Genomic DNA, 21610 nt, shown 5'->3' with positions numbered 1-21610 from the left:
CGAGGCCCAACGATCAGGGTCGCGCGGCGATCCAGCCGTGCATCGTCATCCAGCGGGAGAAGGCGTCGAACCAGCCGGTGCTGGTCGTCGGCTTCTGGTACATGCCGAACCCATGGCCGCCCTGTTCGTAGAGGTGGAACTCGACCGGGCGCTTCGCCGCCTTCCAGGCTTCGATCAGGCCGAAGCCGCCATTGGCGAAGAAGGGGTCGTCGGCGGCCAGCGCCGCGAACAGAGGCGGGGCGTCCGCCGGCACGGTGACGGTGGATAGCGGGCCATAGATGTCCGCGATGAAGGCGGGCTTGGCATCCTGTCCGGTCAGCGCGGTGGCCATCGTCAGCATCGCGCCGGCGGAAAAGCCGACCATGCCGATCTTGTCCGGCTGGACATGCCACTCGCCCGCGCGCGCGCGGATCAGCTTGAAGGCGGCGCGCGCATCGGCGATCTGCGGCGCGATGCCGGCCATCATCGCCTCGGTCGAGGGGCGGGGGCGCGGGTTGGTGCCCGAGAAGCGCTCGCGCATCTCGCGCTCATAGCCGGCCATGTCGGCGGGCGTCGGGTTCAGTCGGTATTTGAGCACGAAGGCGGCGACACCCTGCGCGGCCAAGGCCTTGGCCACGTCCCAGCCTTCATTCTGCATCGACAGCGTGGTGAAGCCGCCGCCCGGCGCCACGACGACGGCCGCGCCGGTCGCCTTCCCCGGATCGGGCAGGAAGGGGGTCAGCGTCGCGACCGTGACGTTCCGCGCGAAGACGCTGCCATATTGGCTGTGCCATGCCTCCTTTGCGGTGGCGCCGGGAAGGAGGCCGGTATCGAGCGTGATGGCACCGGGTTGGGCGGGCGTGGCGATCGGCGCCATGCGGTCGTCCTGCGCCGCGGCCGGCGTTGTGGCTGCCAACGCCAGTGCGACGGCGGCACTGCCCGTCACCCCACGCCACCGACGATGAACCATGCTCGCAAGATACTGATGCATCGCCGAATCCTCCTGTTTCGAACATCCTCGCGGTTCGACCGGCCGGCGTCAATTGTCCAACAAGAGGAAGATCGTGGCCGCCATCGGAACAAATGACCACACAGGTCGCTGTGTATCGCGATATAGAATGTCGAGGACGGTAATCCTCCTCGATGCTTTCGTGCCAAGTCGAGACTGCTCAGGCGAGCAAGTCCTGATAAACCACCTGGATCAACACGTTAACCGATTGTTTTAACACATCTGTAACATTAGCTATCAGGTGATGCCTATCGCGAACTACCTTCAAGAGACGTCACCGTCCGACCGGCCGCTATCGTCGGATGCCGTAATTTCGGTATTATCGGACGCGCTCTATCCAGATGGTCGTCGAATCGACAAGGTCGAGGTCATCCGTACCCAGTCCATGGTTGCGGACGGTGCGGCGATCTTCCTGCTCGATCACGACCATGTATTGTTCCTGTCACCAGCAGCACATCCGGATGCGGCGGCGATTCAGGCCCAGGCGACGCAGACGATGGCCGGGCTGGGTCCGGTCATGGCGGAGCGGATATTGCCGGTCACCGCGACCGGCACGCTGGTGGACCGCAGTTTCCTGATCCTGCCACGCTGCGAACCGCTGGCCGGCGGCCGGCTCCGTCGCCTGATCCAGACGCCGAAGGTGGCGGCGGCGATCCTGGGGTGGCTGCGGCAATTGGTGGGGGCGACCGTCGCGGACGGTGCAGCGGACGATCGTGCGGAGACGGAGGAGTTCCGACGATCGCTTCGCGCGCTGGTCGACATGCACGATCTGCCCGAATCCCTGCGGGCGGACGCCGAGCGGCTGGATACGGACATCACGGCCGGCACGCTCAGGCCGCGCCACGTGCCGATGCACGGGGATTTGTGGCGCAACAACATCATGGTCCGGCCGGGTAGCGGCGAGTTGGTGGTGATCGACTGGGCGGGGGGCACGGCCGCCGGCTATGCCATTTACGACCTGATCCGCTTCCACCAGTCGTTCAACCTGTCGTCGGACCGGTTGCGACGCGAACTGCTATGGTATCAAGAGGCGCTGGGTGGCGGCGCATTGGGGCTGGCGATGATCCGCGTGCACCTGCTCGGCGCGCTGGGTCATTATGCCAACCGGCTCGGCGAGTTTCCGCGTGATCGCTTCGTGGCGCTGGCCCGCGATTGCTACGGCGCGGTGGACTCAGCGCTGGCCGCGCTGGCGCGCGGCTGACTGGCGCAGCAGGCTGCGGTCGTCCGGCTGCGTGTCCGCCCAATCGCGCAGGGTGGACAGGCTGCGATGCCGGTGCATCCGGCCAAGTAGCGCCTGGGGCAAAGCAAAAATCCTCATGGTCAGCGGCTCCGTGGACCCTTTGCACCTCAATAGTTACGTACCGATGACCAAGCCGTTAAACCCTGGCCGTGCGATCGAATTTCGTAGAGGCGCGCCGTCGTTCCCGGATCAGGCCGGGGGCGGGGCGGTGGATTGGCGTTCGACCAGCAGATGATCGAGGACATGGGGGGCGGCGCTGCAGCTCACCCGGCCGCGCCGCATCGCCTCGATCAGGCGCTGCATCGCCTCCGCCGCCAGCGCGCGCACCGGCTGGCGGATGGTGGTGAGCGGCGGCCAGAGCGTGACCGCGGCAGTGCTGTCGTCGAAGCCGACCACGGTCAGGTCGCGCGGCACATCGAGATGACGGCGATGTGCGACCGAGACGATGGCCGCCGCCATGTCGTCGTTGCTGGCGAAGATCGCGGTCGGCGGGGCGGGATCGTCGAGCAGCGTCTCGCCCGCCACCAGGCCGCTGGCATAGCCGAAATCGCCGGGCACGATCCGGACGGTCGCCTCAACGCATTCCGCCGCCGCTCCCTGGAAGCCGGCGAGACGCTCGCGGCTGGCGGACTGGTCGGGATTGCCGAGGACGAAGCCGAGGCGGCGGTGACCCAGTCCGAGCAGATGGCGGGTCATGTCATAGGCAGCGCGGCGATTGTCGATGCCGATGCAGATCGTGCCGGCGGCCACGCCACCGACCACCGCCACGGGCAGCTTCGCGTCGGCGAGCATCGCCCGCACCGCGTCGTTTTCCCCCATCGGCGGGGCGAGCACGACGCCGCCGATCCGCCCGGCGATCAGCCGCTCGATCGCGGCGGGGGCGGGGGGCTTGCCCGCCTCGCCCTTCAACAGCTGGAGCTGCGCGCCGCGCGCCGAGGCCTCCTCGAACACGCCGGCCAGGAAGCCGCTCATGAAGGCGGCGCTAGGATTGGAATAGAGAACGCCGATCCGGATCTCGCGCGAGGTGACCAGGCTGCGCGCCATCAGATTGGGCGTATAGTTGAGCGTCGCGATCGCCGCCTCGACCAGCCGGCGCGTTTCGTCGCGGACGCCGGGTTCGGCATTGATGACGCGCGACACCGTCATCGGCGAGACACCGGCATGTCGGGCGACATCGATGATGGTCACGCCGCGAGGGCGGCCGGGGGAGCGGGGCAAGTGCGGGTCAGGCCGACAGGAACGAAGATCGCATGGCGGGGTGGTGCCCCGGCCACCGGGGAAAGGTCAATGGGGCGCGATGACGATGCCCGGCCATCGCCGCGGCACCTTCGGGCAGGCTTTGCGTTGGACGGCGATGACCGAAGATGATGAACGCTGGATGCGCGAGGCGATCCGCATCGCCCGATCCAAGGGCTCCGACCCGTCCACCTCGCCGCTGGGCTCGGTGATCGTGGTGGACGGACGGGTGATCGCGGCGGAGCGCAATCAGACGCATGAGCTGCCCGATGCCACGGCCCATGCCGAGATGATGGCGATCCGGCGCGGATGCGAGGCCAGCGGCGAGCTGGAGCTGCGCGGCGCGACGCTCTATTCGACGCTGCAACCCTGCGGCATGTGCACCATGGCATCGATCTGGTCCAAGGTCGGACGGGTTGTCTATGGCGCGGAGCGCGAGGACGTGCATCCGATGTATTTCGAGGCACGCCATGTCGATACGCTGGCCTTCATCACCGATGCCTATCGCGACGACATCGTGATCGAGGGCGGTTGCCTGCGCGAGGAATGCGCGAAGCTCTACTATCCGCCAGACGCCGACCTGCCCGAGGACGAACAGGCGAATCTGTGATCGATCAGGCGTCGAGCGCCAACCCGGCATACCAGTCGGCATAATGGGTGTTGCGGGCGAGGTGACGGTTCAGATCCTCCTCGCCCGGCCACCAGACCGGACCCCGTTCGCCGAGCGCGACCTTGGCGGCATCGACGGCGGAGCGCGCGGCACGAAGGGCATTGGTATCGCCATCGGCCAGCGCGCTGCGGACGGCCCGGCGGGCGGTCATCAATGCGGTGACATGCGCCTGCCGCTCGGCCTCCGGCAAATCCGGGTCGGCGCGTCGCCACAGCCGGCCGCGCACCACGATATAGCGTCCATCGGGGGTGACCGGCGGTGCGCTCACCGTCGCCGTCGCCACAGCAATGCGCCGATACCCGCCAGACCCAGGGCCAGCGCGGCTCCGGTCGCCGCCTTGCGGCCCCGCTCGGGATCGCGGCGACCGCCATCCGGGCCGCTCGCGCCGGCGGGCGGGCGATGGACCGCGCCGCTACCATCCTCGCCGCGCTCGGCGTGGCGGGACCAGACGTCCATGAAGCCGTTCATCGTCGCCGCCATCAGATTGGGCATGGCGAACTGCCCCAGCTTCAGGGCGAACGCCGGCGCGCCGATCACCGTCGTGTTGCGCGGATGCCGGGCCAGCCGCACCACCGCCTTCGCCACGCTGTCCGGCGAGAGCGCACCGGGCGGCAGCGACAGGCGCGCACCCGTATAATTGCCGGCATGATCGATTCCCGGCGTGTCGACGAAGGTCGGATAGACGTCGCAGATATGGATGCGCGGATATTTCGAGACTTCGCCGCGCAGGGCCTGGGACAGCCCGCGCAGGCCGAACTTGCTGGCGGCATAGGCGGCGGCATAGGGCGTCGCGACGAAGCCGCCGACCGAGATCATGTTGACCCAGGTGCCATGTTCCTGCGCCAGGAAGATCGGCAGCACGGCATGGGCTTCGTTCATGTGCGCGGTCAGATTGGTGTCGATGACGCGGGCGTGATCCTGGATGGGCACCTGCTGGAACCGGCCGACCACCCCGACCCCGACGCAGCTGAACCACAGGTCGATGCCGTCGAGCATCTGCTGCGCCGTCTGGGCGAAGGCGGATACCGCCGCCGCGTCGGTGACGTCCAGCACCTGCGTCTCCGCCGTGCCGCCGGCGGCGCGACAGCGCGCGGCGATATCGGCCAGTCCCTCCGCACCGCGCGCGGCCAGGATCAGTTGCGCGCCCTCCTTTGCGAAGGCGATCGCGGTGGCGGCCCCGATGCCGCTGGATGCGCCGGTGATGACGATGCGCAAGGGATGTTGGGTCATGGCGGTTCCTCGATCAGCGCGGTCATGGACGCATGAGTTCCGGCCTGCGTTCCCGACACTGCTTGCCGCCTGCTCGCGGCTCGCCTACCGGGACGGTCCCGGCTGTTTGATCAGGATCAGGTTTTTAACGGTGCATCGCGATCCAGGATCATTGCCTTCGGGGCAGCGGCCAGCCGTCGTACTGGCGGCGATGCTGGTGCTGGCGCTGCTGCTGCGCGGCTGGGATTTCGGCAATCCGGTGCTTGATATCGACGAGCAATGGTATCTGCTGGTCGGCGACCGGATGCTGCACGGCGCGGTGCCGTTCATCGACCTTTGGGACCGCAAGCCGTACGGCCTCTTCCTGTTGTTCGCGGGGTTCCGGCTGATTCCGGCGGATGGCATCATCGTCTATCAGGTGGCGGCAGCCCTGTTCGCGGGTGCGACCGCGGCGGTGATCCTGCACATCGCCCGTCGCCTGGGCGCGGCCCCGGTCGGTGCCTGGAGCGCGGGCATCCTCTACCTGCTGACCATGGCGGTGATCGGCGGGCAGGGCGGGCAGTCCCCGGTCTTCTACAATCTTCCGGTCGCGCTGGCGGCGCTGCTGACCTTGCGCCTGCCCCCCCTCACCGCCGAGCGGGCGGCACAGGCGATCGGGCGCAACGGCCTGGCCGCCTGCACACTGTGCGGCCTGGCGATCCAGATCAAGTACACCGCCGCGTTCGAGGGACTGTTCATCGGCCTGGCGCATCTCTGGGCGATCGTGCGGGTCCGGCGGCCGGGCGCGACGATCGGCTGGACGTTGGCCTGGGGCGTGGCGGGGATCGCGCCGACACTGGTGGTCGGTCTGGCCTATGCCATGATGGGGGCAGGGGCGTTCCAGGCCTTCTGGTTCGCCAACTTCGTGTCGATTACCCTGCGGCAGGCCTATCCGGCGGGCAAGATGCTGCTCAACCTTGTGGTGGCGATCAGTCTGATCCTGCCCTTGGTGATCGCGGCCGGCGTCACGCTGGCGCGGATCGGCCCCCGCGCCGCACGTCATGCGGTCCACGCGCTGGCGATCGGCTGGCTGCTCGCTGCGTTGGTCGGATTTCTGTGCATCGGTACGTTCTACGAGCATTATGCCCTGCCGCTGTTGCCCCCGCTAGCCGCACTCGCGGGCGTGTCGCTGGGCCAATCCCGCCGCTTGCGCAACGTCGTAATCATTTTGTCGATGCTGGTCTTCGCCGGCGAGCGCGTGAACCGACACGATGACCAGGCGGCCATCGCGCCGATTGTTGCACTGATGCAAAGGGACGGCCAAGCGGGAGCCTGCCCCTATGTGTTCGGGGGGCCCTCCATCCTCTATTATCTGGCGAATGCCTGCATTCCGACGGCCTTCGCCTTTCCGAACACGTTGGCGAGTGCGATCGAAGGTGGAGCAAGCGGCGTTGACGAAGGTGCAGAGGTAGCGCGGATCATGGCGAGCCGCCCATCGGTTGTGGTGACGCTTGATCGCGAGAGGTCGTTCTTCAATCCCGCCAGCCTGGCTGCGGTGACGACGGCACTGTCCCGCGACTACTGCCTTGCGGGCACGGCTCCGCGCGGGAAGCGACGGATGCGCGTCTACACCCCCTGTATCCGCCCGAACCCTACCAGGGCACGCTGAGCGCGATCGTCGCCAGCGGCACGACCGGGGCGGTGGCGCCGCCGGGCGCGTCGAGCCGGCGCAGGCGTTGGTCACGCGCGATCGCCAGGATTTCCGCCCGCAGGCTGGCGGCGCGACCCAGCGGGTGCTGCACCGAGATCCCTGCGCTGGCATAGCGCCGATCGCCGCTGTCCGGCCCGTAGAACCCGCTCCAGCCGATGCCCGCCACCAGTGGCGCCGACAGCGTCGTCTCGCCCAGCCGCACCTCCGGCGACAGGCCGACCAGCGTGAAGACACCGCCATCACCCTGGGTTCGACGCGTGACGACCAGGTTCGGCCGCCACCAGCCGATGCCCCGGCCACCGGCATAGCGCACCGACAGGCTCGCCTCATGCGTCGTCCCCGCGATGCCGTTGGGGCTGGCCTTGATCGAATAGGCGGCGGCGGTGGTCAGGCCCTTTGCCGGCTGCCATGCGAGCGCGACGATGGTGTTGCTCTCATACCAGCTGCGGGGGCGGGTGCGTTCGTCGGCCGAGGGGGCGTGGAAGCCGTTGGAACTCTGCCCGATCAGGAACAGCCGCGCATCCCCCGCAGCATCGCGCGCCAGCACTCCGGCGAAGACGACGGCCACATGGACCGGCAGGCGCGACAGGTCGGCATCGTCGTCGTCATAGGCCCCGCGCGCATAATCGCCGTTGCGTATGTCCAGCGACAGGGTGCCGTGGAACGCGCCGGCCGGCACCTGGGTGGTGCCGAGCGTCGCGTCCTCGGTATCGATCACCGGCACCGACTGGCGCTCCGCCGCCTGGGCCGAAACCGGTGCGAGCAGCGCCGATGCGGCCCCCAGCCACGCCCTCACGAAGCGCGACGGACCAGCCAGACCGTGTCGCCGGCGTCGTCGACCACGAACACCGCGCCATCGCCGCGCGTCTGGACGCTGACCGGCCGGCCATAGACCTCGCCCTTCCTGGCATCCGCGACGAAGCCGGTCAGGAAGGGGCGCGGCTCAGCGGTGGGGCGGCCCTGGGCGAAGGGGACGGCCAGCACGTCATAGCCGATGAACGATGCCCGGTTCCACGAACCGTGCCGCGCGACAAAGGCAAGCTGGTCCGTGCCGGGGCGATCCTTGGCGAAGGCGAGGCCCAGCGCGGCGGCATGAGGACCGACCGCGACATCGGGCATCAGCGTGGTTGCGAGCAGGTCGCGCCGTTCATTGGCGTGGCGCGGGTCCTGCCGACCATAATAGCTATATGGCCAGCCGTAAAAGCCACCCTCGCGCACCCCGACCAGATAGTCGGGCGCGATATCGTCGCCGAAATGGTCGCGCTCGTTCACTGCGGTCCAGAGCGTGCCGGTGGTCGGGGCGAAGTCCATGCCCACGGGATTGCGCAGGCCGCTGGCATAGAGCCGCTCGCGCCCGGTGGCGAGGTCGATCGCCAGGATGGCGGCGCGGCGCTTCTCCTCGTCCATGCCATGTTCGGCCACGTTGGAGGCGGACCCGACCGATACATAGAGCGTGCGCGCATCCGGGCTGAGCAGCAGGTTGCGCGTCCAGTGATTGTTATAGCCGCCCGCCGGCAGGCTGGCGACCGGCGCTGGCGCGGCGGTGATGCGCGTCTGGCCCGGCTGGAAGGGGAAGCTGACCACGCCGTCCGTATTGGCGACATAGAGCCGACCGCCGGCATATTGCATGCCGAACGGCTGGTTCAGCCTGTCGCGCAGCACGAACCGCTGCTCCGCCACCCCGTCACGATCCGCGTCGCGCAACAGGGTGATGCGGTTGGCGCTGAAGCCGGTCGTCTTGGACAGGGCCTGTCCGCGCTGCACCTCCGGCTCGGCGTCGAGCTTGGGCTTGGTGCGCGCCTCGGCGACCAGCACGTCGCCATTGGGCAGCAGCAGCGCCTGGCGGGGATAATCCAGGCCGCCGGCGAACTTCACCACCTGATACCCACGCGGCGCGACCGGCGTGCGACCCTCGGGCCAGCCGATGGTGCGGGGGTGATTGACCACCGACTCGGTCGCATAGGGCTGCGGCTGGCTCTCCGCGCCCAGGACGGCTTTGGTGGCGGTGCCGGCCGGCGGAGTCTGCGCATGCGCCGCAGTGGGCAATGCCATGGTCGCGCAAAGGGTGGAGGCCAAGAGCCTCCGGCTGGTCAAATGGTTCATGACGGCTCCCGGTTTGTCGGGTTTTCTAATGCACCAGCCGAACGTGCGGCTCCGTCTGGATAAAAAAATTGTGCCGACGCGGTCCTTTGTCGCGAACTGCTGCCGGCTTGCGATTGCAAGGAATACAATCGCGATCATAATCGTTATCGCACCGCACCAATTCGATGGTGATGCGTCGCAACAAGGACAAATCGGATCATGGCACGGACGATCGCGGATCTTCTCACCAGCACCCTGGTCGAGGCCGGGGTGGAACGGATCTGGGGCGTGACGGGCGACAGCCTGAACGCCTTCAACGAAAGCCTGCGGACGTCGGGTGCGATCGAGTGGATGCATGTCCGCAACGAGGAGGCGGGAGCCTTCGCCGCCGGAGCCGAGGCGGCGGCGACGGGCGGGCTGGCGGTCTGCGCGGGCAGTTGCGGTCCAGGCAACCTCCATTTGATCAACGGCCTGTACGATTGCCATCGCAATCATGTGCCGGTGCTGGCGATTGCCGCCCATATTCCGTCGAGCGAGATCGGCCTGTCCTATTTCCAGGAGACGCATCCGACCGATCTGTTCCGCGAATGCAGCCATTTCTGCGAGATGGTGCAGGACGCCAAGCAGATGCCCGAGCTGCTTCACCGCGCGATCCGCACCGCCGTCGGCCGGCGCGGCGTCGCGGTGCTGGTCATCCCCGGCGATGTGGCGCTGCTGCCTGCGCCGGAAACGCGCGACGTGCCCTTCGCCCTGCCGGCCACGCCGCGCCTGCTGCCAGATGATGCGACGCTGGCGCAGGTCGCCGCGCTGCTCAACGATGCGGACCGGGTGACCCTGCTCTGCGGTGCCGGGGTGGCGGGCGCGCATGACGATGTCGTCGCGCTGGCCGAGGCGTTGCAGGCCCCGATCGTCCACGCCTATCGCGGCAAGGAGTGGATCGAATGGGACAATTCCTTCGATGTCGGCATGACCGGTCTGATCGGCTTCTCGTCGGGCTATCACGCGATGATGGAGTGCGACACGCTGCTGATGCTGGGCACCGACTTCCCCTATCGCAACTTCTATCCCGACAAGGCGCGGGTGGTGCAGGTCGATCGCGAGGCCACCGCGCTCGGCCGGCGCGTGCCGCTCGACCTGGGCGTGGTCGGCGATGTCGGCGAGACCGCACGCGCGCTGCGCCCGCTGATCCGGGGCGGCCGCAACGGCGCGTTCCTGGCCAAGGCGAAGGAGCATTATCGCGATGCCCGCAAGGGCCTGGACGAACTGGCGACGCCGCGCGACGGCGACAAGCCGCTCCATCCGCAATTCGTCGCCGCGACGATCGATCGGCTGGCGGATGAGGACGCGATCTTCACCGCCGATGTCGGCACGCCCTCGGTCTGGGCGGCGCGCTATCTGCGGATGAACGGCCAGCGGCGGCTGATCGGATCGTTCAACCATGGCTCCATGGCCAATGCCATGCCCCAGGCGCTGGGCGCGCAGGCGGCCTTTGCCGGGCGACAGGTGGTGTCGCTGTCGGGCGATGGCGGCCTGACCATGTTGATGGGGGACATGCTGACCGCGATCCAGATGAAACTGCCGATCAAGATCGTCATCTTCAACAACGGCACGCTCGGCTTCGTCGAGCTGGAGCAGAAGGCCTCCGGCTATGTCGATGCCAATGTCGCCCTGCAAAATCCCGACTTCGCCGCGATCGCGCGCGAAATGGGCTATGTCGCCGAGCGGGTCACGCGGTCGGACGCGCTGGAAGGAGCGCTGCGCGCCGCCTTCGCGCATGACGGCCCCGCGCTGGTCGATGTGGTGACCGAGGGGCTGGAACTGGTGATGCCGCCCAAGATCAAGGCCGAGCAGGTCAAGGGGTTCAGCCTCTATGCCGCGCGCGCGGTGATGAGCGGACGGGGCACGGAGGTGATCGAGCTGGCGCGGGCCAATCTGTTCCGGTGACGGGGAAGGGCGGGGCCATGGCGGCGGCGCCTCCGTCCGGGGCCTTGCGGTCCGTCGCCTTTGTTCTGCGCTGCACGGCGGCGGCGGTCGTCGCCGCGGGGCTGGCGGAGGGACTGGGCCTGGGCCATCCGGTCTGGGCCTGCGTCTCCGCGCTGGTCGTGTCGCAGGACCGGATCGGCGACACGCACCGCGCGCTGGGCTGGCGGGTCGCGGCGACGCTGATCGGGCTGGTGGTGGCGCTGTTCTCCGCCATGGTCGTGCCCGCCGGATCGGCGGAACTGCGGCTGGCGGTGGCGGTCGGGATCGCGGCGAGCATCACCCGCTGGCGGCCGGAGACGCGGGTCTGCATGTGGACGGCCGTCATCGTGCTGACCACCGTGCCGACCGGCGGCACCGTCCTCGAGACCGGATGGGATCGCGCGCAGGAGGTGCTGCTCGGCGCCCTGGTCGGCGCGATCCTGCACCAGGTGGCGGAATGGGTGATCCTGCGGCTGGAGCGCCGATTGGCGCGCGGGGTCAGTGAAAGTCGCGCGACTTGATCCGCACCACCTGCTCCGGGTCCATCCCCGTGGCATGGCTTGGCCAGTAGCTGTCGCGCGGACCCGGCCGCCAGCCGGCATCGCCGCGATCGGGCGCGCCGGGATGGCGCGCGCCGTCGCCGCGCCCGGTCCTGGGGCGGAAGTCCATCCGTCCGACCTGGGCGAGCAGATCGCCATGATCGACGATCCGGTCGCAGATGACGTGGATCACCTGCCCCTCGCGCTGGACGCGGCCCTTCATGCCGATCATCGAGGCCGACATGACGGTGCGGCGTTGCGCTTCGAACCGGTCGGGCCAGAGGATGCCGTTGGCGATGCCGGTCTCGTCCTCGATGGTGATGAACAGCACGCCCTTGGCGCTGCCCGGCTTCTGCCGGACCAGGATCAGCCCCGCCACCTCGACATGCCGTCCGTCGCGAAGCTGGGCCAGATCGGCGGCGCGGGTGACGCCGCGTCGGGTCAGCTCGTCACGCAGGAAGGCGAGGGGGTGCGCGCGCAGCGACAATTGCAGCGCGCGATAATCCTCCACCACCTCGCGCCCCTCGGTCAACGGACGCAAGGCGACCTCCGGCTCGCGCCCCGCCGCCGCCGCGAACAGGGGCAGGGGCGCTTCGTCCAGACCCCGCGCCTTCCATAGTCCCTGGCGCCGGTCGGCCCCCAGCCTGTGAAAGGCATCGGCCTCCGCCAGCCGCTCGATCGCGGCGCGGGGGATGTCGGCCCGTCGCCACAGATCCTCGACCGACTCGAACGGCAGGTGCCCGCGTGCGCCGACGATCGCCGCGCCATGGACATTGGCCAGCCCGCGTACCTGGCGCAGGCCCAGCCGCACCGCCAGATAGCGGCCGGCGGTCGCTTCCAGCGTACAGTCCCAGCGGCTGGCATTGATGCACGCCGGGCGGATCTCGACGCCATGCTCCTGCGCGTCGCGAACGATCTGGGCAGGCGCGTAGAAGCCCATCGGCTGCGCGTTGAGCAGCGCGGCGCAGAACACGTCCGGATGATGATGCTTCATCCAGCAACTGGCATAGGCGATCTTGGCGAAGCTGGCGGCGTGGCTTTCGGGAAAGCCATAGGAGCCGAACCCCTCGATCTGCTTGAACGTACGTTCGGCGAAGTCGCGGGGATAGCCGTTCGCCACCATGCCCCCGACCAGCTTCTCGTAGAAGTGATGGACCCCGCCGGTGAACTTGAACGTCGCCATGGCGCGGCGGAGCTGGTCGGCTTCGGCAGGGGTGAAGCCGGCGCCGACGATCGCCACCTTCATCGCCTGTTCCTGGAACAGCGGCACGCCCAGCGTCTTCTCCAATACCGCGCGCAGTTCGGGACGCGGATAGTCCGGTCTCTCGATCTTCTCGCGTCGGCGCAGATAGGGGTGGACCATGTCGCCCTGGATCGGTCCCGGCCGTACGATCGCGACCTCGATGACGAGGTCGTAGAATTCGGCCGGCTTCATGCGCGGCAGCATCGCCATCTGCGCGCGGCTCTCGATCTGGAAGGTGCCGAGCGTGTCCGCCTTCTGGATCATCGCATAGACGGCCGGATCGTCGTCCTGGAGATCGGCCATTCCCACATGCACGTCCTTGGCGTCGGCCAGCAGGGTGAAGGCGCGGTTCATGCAGCCGAGCATCCCCAGCCCCAGCACATCGACCTTCATGAACTGCAGCGCGTCGATATCGTCCTTGTCCCATTCGATCACCTGCCGCTTGTCCATCGCGGCCGGCTCGATGGGCACGAGGTCGTCGAGCCGGTCATGGGTCAGCACGAAGCCGCCGGGATGCTGCGACAGATGACGCGGCGTGCCGATCAGCCGGCGTGCGAGATCGAGCGCGAGGCGCAGCCGCCGGTCGTCCATGTTGAGGCCGAGCTGGCCGACCTGCTTCTCGCCCACGCCCTCCTCGCTCCACCCCCAGACCAGGCCGGCGAGCGCGCGGGTCAGATCCTCGGGCAGGCCCAGCGCCTTGCCGACCTCGCGCATGGCGCCGCGCGCACGGTAGCGGGTGACGACGGCGGTCAGCGCCGCATGGGTGCGGCCGTAGCTGTCGTAGATCCACTGGATGATCTCCTCGCGCCGCTCATGCTCGAAATCGACGTCGATATCGGGCGGCTCGCGCCGTTCGCCGGAGACGAAGCGCTCGAACAGCAGCTCGTGCTTGATCGGATCGATGCTGGTGATGCCGAGCAGGTAGCAGACGCAGCTGTTCGCCGCCGACCCGCGCCCCTGGCACAGAATGCCGCGTCGTCGGCTTTCCGCGACAATGCTGTTGACGGTGAGGAAGTAGGGCGCATAGCCCAGTTCGCCGATCAGGCGCAGTTCGTGGTCGATCTGCCGGCGATAGGCTTCCGGCACCCCGTCCGGAAATTTGCGCTCCGCCGCCTCCCCGGTCATCCGTTCGAGCGCTTGTTGCGCGGTCAGCCCGTCCATCACGCGTTCGTGCGGATATTGGTAGCTCAGCTCGCCCAGGTCGAAGGTGCAGGCCCGGGCGATCGTGGCGGTGGCGGCGATCGCGTCGGGAAAGGCGACGAAGCGGCGCTCCATCTCGCCGGGCGATTTCAGATGCCGGTCGGCATGGCGCTCGCGCGCATAGCCGAGCGTGTCGATCGTCCGCTTCTCGCGGATCGCGGTGACGACGTCCTGGAGCGGCCGCACCTCGGGCGCGTGATAGAGCACATCGCCCAGCGCGACCGCACGCACCCCCGCCATGCCGGCCTGGCGGGCAAGTTCGTGCAGCCGCATCGCGTCGTTCGGACGGCGACGAAAGGTCAGGCCGCAATAGCCCCGGTCGCCGAAGACCGCGCGCAGGTCGGCCAGGTCGCGCGCCGCCGCCGCGCCCGGATCGCCCGGCAGCAGGATTGCGATCAGCCCCTCCTGCCACTCCGGCAGGTCCGCCCAGCCGAGCGTGCAGCCACCCTTGCCGGCGCGCGCCTTGCCGATCGACAGGAGGCGGGTCAGCCGCGACCAGCCGGGCCGGTCGATCGGATAGAGGAGCAACGCGCGGCCATCGTCCAGCACCACCCGCGCGCCCGCGATCAGCCGCACGCCCGTCGCCTTCTGCGCCGCCCAGGCCCGCACCAGTCCGGCGACCGAGCCGAGATCGGCGATGCCCAGCGCCCGGTGGCCGAGCAGGGCGGCGGCGCTGAACAGTTCGTCGGGGCTGGACGCACCGCGCAGGAACGAGAAGTGGCTCGTCACCTGAAGCTCGACATAGGTGGTGGGGCTCGCCATCAACCGAACAGCCCGTGCAGATGCCAGGACAGGTCGCCGGTCGCCGGGTCTTCGCCATCGCCGCGCCGGAACAGCCAGAACCGCGCGCCCCGGCTGTCCTCGACGCGGAAATAGTCGCGGCAGCTCCACATCTCGCCGTCGCGTCGCCACCATTCGCCATGGACGCGTTCCGGCCCGTCGCCCGCGACCACGGCATGGACCTGTCCCCGCCAGGTGAAGCGACGGGGCGGCTGGTCGGGCAGGAGCGCGAGTACCGCCTCCAGCGGCTCGGGACGAAGGAGCAGGCGCACGGGCCGAGGCCAGTCGGGCCAGCCGCCAGGCGCGTCCAGCGGATCGGCGCGGCGAACCGCGCGCTCTGGTACGTCGCTTTCGACCGGTGCGGCGGTGAACAGCGCAGCCCCTCCGACCCGGCCGGCGATCTGGTCGACCAGCGTCGCGACATCGGCGGGCGCATCGTCCCCGGCCAGGCTCGCTCCCAATGCCGTCGCGCCCAGCGGATCGGTGCGGGTCGCGGCGAGGCGCATCGTCTCGATCCCCTCGCCGGGATCGATCCGGTCGATGCGCAAGGCGAAGAGGCGGGCGAGATGGGCCGCGTCCCGACTGGCGCGCGCGGTGCCGATCGCCAGCCGCTGCTCGCTCCCGTCGATCCGGTCGAGGATCAGCAGCAGCATCCGCGCGCCCAGTCCCCGGTCGCGCAACCGCTCGACCAGATCGGCGAGCAGGTCACCGACCACCTGCGCGATCGCGTCCGCCGTGCCGATCGGCTCCAGCAGCCGGCGTTTGGCATATGGGGTGTCGGGGGCGAGGACGGGCGCGATCGGCTCGGGTATGCGACCCAATGCCTCGTCCAGCCGCCTCACCGTGGCGAGGCCCAATCGGCGCGCCAGCGGTCCACGCGGCATCGGGATCAGGTCGCCGATCCGATCCAGTCCGAACCGGCCAGCGGCGGTGCAGGCCTCCGGTGTCAGGCGTAGCGCGGCGGGAGGCAAAGCGCGGAGCGCCTGCGCCTCATGGCCATTGGCGATCCGCAGGATGGGCTGCCCGCCGAACCGCGCCAGCGCATGGGCGGCCCCTGGCGTGCCGGCCACCGCCACCCGCGCCGAAAAACCCAGCCGGCGGCAGAAATGGAGCAGCCGCCGACACAGCCCCGCCTCGCCGCCATGGAGGTGCGAGACGCCGCTCAGATCCAGCCACAGGCCCTGCGGGCCGTCGGGCGCGGCGATCGGCGTCCAGTGGCGCACGGCATGACGGGCAAGGCCGTCCAGCCATGCCGCGTCCGCCGCCGGTTCGGCGAGGCGGATGTCGAGCGCGGGCACCAGCACCCGCGCCTGCGTCACCGCCATCCCGGTCGCGAGCCCCAGCGCCAGCGCCGCGGGGCAGGCGGCGGTCACGAGCTGACGCTGGCCGACCTGCGCCGCCAGCACCATCGGCCGGGCTTCGGGCCCCGGCTCCCCGGGGTGCGGCGCGATCGGGGCGGGGGGCGTCATGTGCTTGAACGGATGCTCGGCCGCTTCGGATCGGCGGCCGAGTTCGCGCATCGTCGGTCGCTGATGGAGCGGCAGTGCCTTGATCGCTTCCCCCCGTGCCCAGCGCGCGCCGGGCCGCCAGCCGCCGCCGCGCGGCACCGAGCAGGCGCCGGGATCGTCGTCCACCGGCAGCAGCGCCGTGCGGACCGGCCGATCAGGCCGCGCGTGCGGTGGTCGCTCCAGCCGCCGCAACCGCTCGATCGCGAGATGCGGCAGGTAGAGCGAGGCAACCCGTCGCATCGCATGCCTCCAGTTCCAGGGTGAATCCGGGTCCGCCGCGCTGGCGCGTCAGCTCGACCGTCCAATGCGCGCGGCCGACACCGGGCGCCGGCAACCGCACCGAGGGCGCGCAGCCGATCCGCCAGCGGGTCATCGCCGCCGAATGCTCGGCCAGCGGACAGAGGGCCGGCCTTCGCCAGTGGCGGGCGAGGAGGGCGGGCGCGTCGCCGTTCATCGCGGCCAGTTGCAGCCGCCGGGTCGCGACCATGTCAGCGCGCTTCACCTCGCCGACCACCGCCGCCAGCCCGCCATGGCGCAGGCCATCCTCCATCACCGCCAGCACCTGGCTGTCCTCGCGCGCCTCGACGAAGAGCAGCATGGCGGGGTCGAGGCCGGCCTGTTCCAGGCCGGGCGCGTACAGGTCGAACCGGGTCAGGGCCCATAGCACGCGCCGACCCTTGAGCACGGCGGCGCGAGCGGCGATGCCGACCGTGAACAGCGTCGCGGCGGCATCGTCGTTCAGCGTCGGCGCGGCGGCGGCGACCTCGTGCAGGCCGCCCATCGCCAGCCCACCATCGGCCAGCCGCCCGTCCATGGCATCCACCCCGAACGGCAGCACGCCGGCCCCGCGCGGCCGCACCCCCTGGTCGAGCGCGGTGCGGAGCGCGGCGATCCGTTTGGCGGGGGGATCGTCCGGCAGATCGTCAGGGGCAAAGTGGGACATGGCTGTAGCGACTCATTTGTTCGCTATATGTTCCAGATTTATCGGCCAATGGTCAAGGCGTTACGGCACCGAAAGGATGATGCCATGCTTTGGGGCTTCAGCGTCGCATCGGCCTGCATCATCGCGAAGGGGCAACAGCCGGAACATCGACCACCCCATGGCTTTGCCCAACCCAGGGCGGCGGACGATCGCCGAATTCCCGACGATCGTCATTCATGGGTCACGGTCGAAGGCCGGGAGGCACCCAGTTTCGCCGGATTGTGGAAGGTCGATCGCGACCATGACCGCGTCTCCGCCTCCCGCACCGCCCAGCCCCCGGTCGCGCCAAACCCTCCTGCGGCGATGCCGGTCAGCCATCCGCGTGGAGGATGCCGCGTTCCAGCCCACGCAGTTCGGCGAGGCCGCGCATCCGGCCGAGCAGCGAATAGCCGGGATTGGTGCGCTTGGTCAGGTCGTCGAGCATCTGGTGGCCGTGGTCGGGGCGCATCGGGATGCTGCGATCCTCGCGCTGCTGCAACCGGCTGACCGCGGCGACCACGGCGGGCATGTCGGCATTGCCCTCCAGATGCGGTGCCTCGTGGAACGCGCCGTTCGCCTCGCGCGCGACGGCGCGGAGATGCAGGAAACCGATCCGCTCACCCAGCCGGTCGATCATGCCGGGCAGGTCGTTGTCGGCGCGGACCCCGAACGACCCGGTGCAGAAGCACAGGCCGTTCGAACGGTTGGGCACCCGCGCGAACAATGCGGCCACGTCGCTCTCGGTGCTGACGACGCGGGGCAGGCCGAAGATCGGGAAGGGGGGATCGTCGGGATGGACAACCAATTGGACGCCGACCTCGTCCGCCACCGGGCAGACCGCTTCCAGAAAGGCGACATGGTTGGCGCGCAGATCGTCGGCCGATATGCCGTCATAACCGGCGATGGCGTCGCGGAACTGCGCGACGGTGAAGCTTTCCTCGCTGCCCGGCAGGCCGGCGATGATCGTCCGTTCTAGCCGGTGCCGCGCCTCGGCGTCCATGCCGGCGATGCGGGCGGCGGCCGCCTCGACCATGGCGGGCGTATAGTCGCCGGCGGCGCCGGGCCGTTCGAGCAGGTGGATGTCGAAGGCGGCGACCGCCTCCAGCTCGAACCGCAGCGCCAGCGCGCCGTCCGGCATCGCCCAGGCCAGATCGGTGCGCGTCCAGTCGAGCAACGGCATGAAATTATAGGTGACGGTGCGGATACCCGCCGCCGCCAGATGGCGCAGGCTCTGATGATAGGCGTCGATCAATCGGTCCCAGTCGGGCCCCCGCGTCTTGATCCCCTCATGGACGGGCAGGCTCTCGACCACGTCCCAGTCCAGGCCCGCCGAGCGGATCATCGACTGGCGGGCGAGGATCGTCTCCAGCGGCCAGACCACGCCATTGGGCAGTTCGTGCAGCGCGGTGACGATGCCGGTCGCCCCGGCCTGGCGGATGTCGCGCAAGGCCACCGGGTCGGCCGGACCGAACCAGCGCATCGTCTGTGTCATCATCCTGCGGTCGGCCTGCTGCACCCCATTCTCCTGTCGCTTGCCCGGACATTTGGTACCGGTATCGTCACGACGGGCTCATGCCCATAGTTCGGCCGCACCGAAACCCTCTAAAGGGTCGCGGATGCGGCCGACGTGCAAGACGCCGTCAGAACTGGAAGTGCAGGCTGACGATCACGGTGCGCCCGTTGCCGAAGTTCAGCGACCCGCCATTGGCGATGCGCGGGGCCGACCAGACATTGCTGAAATAGCGCTTGTCGAGCAGGTTGGTGACGTTGAGCTGGAGATAGGTCTTGTCCAATCCGGCCCAACCCAGCGTCGCCTGCGCATCCAGGTCGACCAGGGTATAGCCGGCGGCCTTGGCGTCATTCTCGTCGGTGATGAAGCGGTCGCCGACATGCTTGGCGGAGACGCCGACCACGGCGAACGGCAGCGACGCCTGGACGCGGCCGCCATATTGCCAGTTGGGCGTGTCGACCAGCGCCTTGCCCCTGGTCGCGATCAGCACCTTGCCGGTCGCGCCATCCAGCACATCCTCCTTCAACGTCGATCCCAGATAGGAGCCGAAGCCGTAGACCGACAGCCAGGAGGTGGGCATCAGCGACAGGGTCGCGTCGATCCCCTTGCTGTCGACTCCGCCGACATTGCGGCTGGCGCTGATCGTACCGCCGCCTTCCAGCGGCGTGGTCGTGGTGACCAGCCGGTTGGCGTAGCGGATGTACCAGCCGCCCAACTGCACCTGGACCGGCCCGGTGATATAGCGCAGGCCGACATCGTAGGAGTCGGTCCTTTCCGGCACCGCTTCCTTGTCCTTCAGCGAGATCGCCTTGTCGTCATAGGAATAGATGTCGGTGGTGGGGGCGGAGAAGCCCTTGTTATAGCTGGCATAGAGGCTGACCGCCGGGTCCATCTGCCAGACCAGTCCGGCACTGGGCAGGAGGGCGCGATATTCCCGGATGCGGCCCGTATAGGGCGCGCCGAACCCGGCCGTGCGGCTGTCGGCCGCCACGATGCTGGCGGCCTGCGACGTGCAGAAGGCTTCGCTGCTGCTGTTCGGGATGGTGTAGCAGGCGTTGCTCATATTGCGTCGGAAGAACGCCGCGCGCAGCCCCAGCGTGATCGACAGGTCGTCGGACAGGGGCTTGCCGCGATATTCGCCCGACACTTGGTGCAGGACGGCGAAGGTCAGGCGGTCGCGCTTGTTGAGTACCGCGCCCGTCGCGTCGCGTACCGCCGCCTGGGGATCGCGTCCGCCGAAGACGCCGACCGGCGTTCCATCGACCTGCAACGCGCCGGCCTCACCCGTCTGGCGGATGCGGGAGCGGTCCCAGGTATAGGCCAGGCGCACGAGGTTCGACGGGTCGATGTCATAGCGCAGGCCGGCAATGCCGATCAGCCGGTGCGTCTGCGTGTTCGAGGGATAGAAGACGCGGACATAGTCCAGCCGGTCGCCATCGCCGTTCAGGTCACGGCCAGTGGCGATCCCCGCACCGATCCGGCCATATTGGTTGCGCGAGGCGCCGCCCTTGCCCGCATTGGCGTCGCTTTCGGCGAACACGGTCGAGCCGCCGCCATTGGCCAGCGTGTAGCTGTATCCGCCATCGAGCGTCAGCGTGAGCCGATCGTTCAGGGTGAACAGGCTGTTGAAGCGGGCATTGCCGGTGTCGACCGGGTTGACGCCGATCTGGCGCACATTGCCGCAGAGCTTGCGGTCGTCCTGCATCGTGCCCGTCCCCGGCGTGCCGGAGGCCAGGGTGCAATGATCGGCATTCTGATATCGCGCGCTGGCATCCAGGACCCGGTCATATTGCGCGCGGGTGAGATCGACGCGCAACGGCCGGTCGCTCGTGGCACTCGCAATCGGCAGTGCACCGCCCAGTACCGTGTTGACCTGGGCGAGCGACATGCCGCCAAAGCCCATGTTGCGGTGCTGGTAGAAGAAGCCGGCCAGCGAGACGAAATCCTTGCCCGACCCGATCGGCTGGTAGATGCGGGCATTATACTGGCTCTTGCGCACGATCGCATAGGGTTGCAGCGCGTAACGCTGGTTGCTCGCCGACACCCAGGCGCGCGTGCCGCTGGCGGTCAGGTCGCCGGTGTTGATCAGGCCGAACACGCGGTTCATCTCGCCGCGGCCATGGCTGTAATCGACGATCGCGCTGACCTGATGGGTCGGCATGATGGTGCGGTAATTGACCGTGCCGCCGGCGGCGCTTGCGGTCGGCGTATCGACGTCCGTCGCCCCGAAATTGACGTTGACCGACTCCACCAGCTCGGGATCGATCTGCTGGCTGGAATAGATGGCGTAGTTGCCCGCGTCGTTCAGCGGCAGGCCATCGAAGGTGAAGGCGATGCGCGACTGATCGAATCCGCGAATGCGGATGGTGCCGCCATTGCCGCCATAAGGATCGCTGGCGACATAGTTGACGCCGGGCAACAGATTGAGCGCGTTGAAGATCGACTGGCCCGGCACCGTATGGGTGATGAAATCCTGGGTGACGACGGCGCGCGCCTTGGGCGAATTGGGGATTTCGATGCCGGTCGCGTCATGCTTGCTGCCGGTGACGACGATCTCGTCCTTTGCCATGTCCTCGGCGGCGATGGTGCCGGCGGTCTGTGCAAAGGCGAGATGCGGCGCAGCCAAGCACAGGCACGCCCCGCCGACCCCGGCGAAGCGGAAGATATTCAGTACCACAACAAGTCCCCCGACAATCCATGTGTCGGATCGGGCCATTATGGATATAATGCGACACCCGCATTACAAACTATCGTGGATCAGTATCTGATATTGCCCTATCGGCAAGCGTGAG

At 68.7% G+C, this 21610-nt stretch carries 17 protein-coding genes; 5 read left to right on the top strand and 12 right to left on the bottom strand.

Going from position 1 to position 21610, the window contains the following annotated elements; all coding sequences use genetic code 11:
• Positions 1–13 precede the first annotated feature (13 nt).
• Positions 14–949: an alpha/beta hydrolase gene (locus BRX43_RS05100; RefSeq protein ID WP_241214792.1), complete on the bottom strand. Its 936-nt coding sequence runs from the start codon at positions 947–949 to the stop codon at positions 14–16.
• Positions 950–1373: 424 nt separating this feature from the next.
• On the opposite strand from BRX43_RS05100, the gene BRX43_RS05095 reads away from it, so the two are divergent.
• A complete protein-coding gene (locus BRX43_RS05095; RefSeq protein ID WP_241214784.1) occupies positions 1374–2189 on the top strand; it encodes a phosphotransferase in 816 nt (271 codons plus the stop codon).
• On the opposite strand, the gene BRX43_RS20205 is transcribed toward BRX43_RS05095, so the two are convergent.
• Together BRX43_RS20205 and BRX43_RS05090 are read right to left on the bottom strand one after the other, a co-directional pair.
• Positions 2160–2306, bottom strand: a complete 147-nt coding sequence (locus BRX43_RS20205; protein WP_164523529.1) for a hypothetical protein — start codon at positions 2304–2306, stop codon at positions 2160–2162. The two genes, BRX43_RS05095 and BRX43_RS20205, sit on opposite strands and share 30 nt — an antisense overlap.
• Positions 2307–2417: 111 nt before the next feature.
• Positions 2418–3416, bottom strand: a complete 999-nt coding sequence (locus BRX43_RS05090) for a LacI family DNA-binding transcriptional regulator (RefSeq protein WP_277600155.1) — start codon at positions 3414–3416, stop codon at positions 2418–2420.
• A 166-nt stretch (positions 3417–3582) separates the two neighbouring features.
• On the opposite strand from BRX43_RS05090, the gene BRX43_RS05085 reads away from it, so the two are divergent.
• Positions 3583–4074 carry a nucleoside deaminase gene (locus BRX43_RS05085; RefSeq protein WP_125993778.1) on the top strand — a complete coding sequence of 164 codons (492 nt, stop codon included), beginning with the start codon at positions 3583–3585 and terminating at the stop codon, positions 4072–4074.
• 4 nt (positions 4075–4078) lie between these two features.
• Here the strand turns inward: BRX43_RS05085 and BRX43_RS05080 are convergent, their stop codons facing one another.
• Positions 4079–4402, bottom strand: coding sequence for a hypothetical protein (locus BRX43_RS05080; RefSeq protein ID WP_125993777.1), 324 nt, complete (start codon positions 4400–4402; stop codon positions 4079–4081).
• Positions 4399–5364, bottom strand: coding sequence for an SDR family oxidoreductase (locus BRX43_RS05075; protein ID WP_125993776.1), 966 nt, complete (start codon positions 5362–5364; stop codon positions 4399–4401). The genes BRX43_RS05080 and BRX43_RS05075 overlap by 4 nt, the downstream gene beginning before the upstream one ends.
• 151 nt (positions 5365–5515) lie before the next feature.
• On the opposite strand from BRX43_RS05075, the gene BRX43_RS05070 reads away from it, so the two are divergent.
• Positions 5516–6991, top strand: coding sequence for a hypothetical protein (locus BRX43_RS05070; protein WP_125993775.1), 1476 nt, complete (start codon positions 5516–5518; stop codon positions 6989–6991).
• Here the strand turns inward: BRX43_RS05070 and BRX43_RS05065 are convergent.
• On the bottom strand, positions 6975–7829 hold the full coding sequence (locus BRX43_RS05065; protein WP_125993774.1) for a hypothetical protein: 855 nt from the start codon (positions 7827–7829) through the stop codon (positions 6975–6977). The genes BRX43_RS05070 and BRX43_RS05065 overlap by 17 nt on opposite strands.
• Positions 7826–9085, bottom strand: coding sequence for a PQQ-dependent sugar dehydrogenase (locus BRX43_RS05060; protein WP_125993773.1), 1260 nt, complete (start codon positions 9083–9085; stop codon positions 7826–7828). Before BRX43_RS05060 ends, BRX43_RS05065 begins: the two co-directional genes overlap by 4 nt.
• Positions 9086–9334: 249 nt before the next feature.
• On the opposite strand from BRX43_RS05060, the gene poxB reads away from it, so the two are divergent.
• Together poxB and BRX43_RS05050 are read left to right on the top strand one after the other, a co-directional pair.
• Positions 9335–11059, top strand: coding sequence for a ubiquinone-dependent pyruvate dehydrogenase (gene poxB, locus BRX43_RS05055; protein ID WP_125993772.1), 1725 nt, complete (start codon positions 9335–9337; stop codon positions 11057–11059).
• A 17-nt stretch (positions 11060–11076) separates the two neighbouring features.
• Positions 11077–11598 (top strand): FUSC family protein, encoded by a 522-nt coding sequence (locus BRX43_RS05050; protein ID WP_125993771.1) that lies wholly within the window; start codon positions 11077–11079, stop codon positions 11596–11598.
• Here the strand turns inward: BRX43_RS05050 and BRX43_RS05045 are convergent.
• The 5 genes from BRX43_RS05045 to BRX43_RS05025 all read right to left on the bottom strand — a co-directional run bounded on the left by BRX43_RS05045 (position 11576) and on the right by BRX43_RS05025 (position 21495).
• Complete coding sequence (locus BRX43_RS05045; protein ID WP_125993770.1) at positions 11576–14821, bottom strand: error-prone DNA polymerase; 3246 nt, start codon at positions 14819–14821, stop codon at positions 11576–11578. The two genes, BRX43_RS05050 and BRX43_RS05045, sit on opposite strands and share 23 nt — an antisense overlap.
• A complete protein-coding gene (locus BRX43_RS05040) occupies positions 14821–16587 on the bottom strand; it encodes a DNA polymerase Y family protein (RefSeq protein WP_125993769.1) in 1767 nt (588 codons plus the stop codon). The genes BRX43_RS05045 and BRX43_RS05040 overlap by 1 nt, the downstream gene beginning before the upstream one ends.
• Positions 16502–17290 carry a protein ImuA gene (locus tag BRX43_RS05035; protein WP_241214783.1) on the bottom strand — a complete coding sequence of 263 codons (789 nt, stop codon included), beginning with the start codon at positions 17288–17290 and terminating at the stop codon, positions 16502–16504. The genes BRX43_RS05040 and BRX43_RS05035 overlap by 86 nt, the downstream gene beginning before the upstream one ends.
• Before the next feature lie 349 nt (positions 17291–17639).
• Positions 17640–18800: a mannonate dehydratase gene (gene uxuA, locus BRX43_RS05030; RefSeq protein WP_241214782.1), complete on the bottom strand. Its 1161-nt coding sequence runs from the start codon at positions 18798–18800 to the stop codon at positions 17640–17642.
• A gap of 148 nt (positions 18801–18948) precedes the next feature.
• Positions 18949–21495 carry a TonB-dependent receptor gene (locus BRX43_RS05025; RefSeq protein ID WP_241214781.1) on the bottom strand — a complete coding sequence of 849 codons (2547 nt, stop codon included), beginning with the start codon at positions 21493–21495 and terminating at the stop codon, positions 18949–18951.
• Positions 21496–21610 lie beyond the last annotated feature (115 nt).

The sequence above is a fragment of the Sphingomonas sp. S-NIH.Pt15_0812 genome (genome assembly GCF_003951315.1).
GTDB lineage: Bacteria > Pseudomonadota > Alphaproteobacteria > Sphingomonadales > Sphingomonadaceae > Sphingomonas.
The sequence above is the reverse complement of the archived record's forward strand: the minus strand, read 5'-3'. Positions and strand labels throughout refer to the sequence as shown.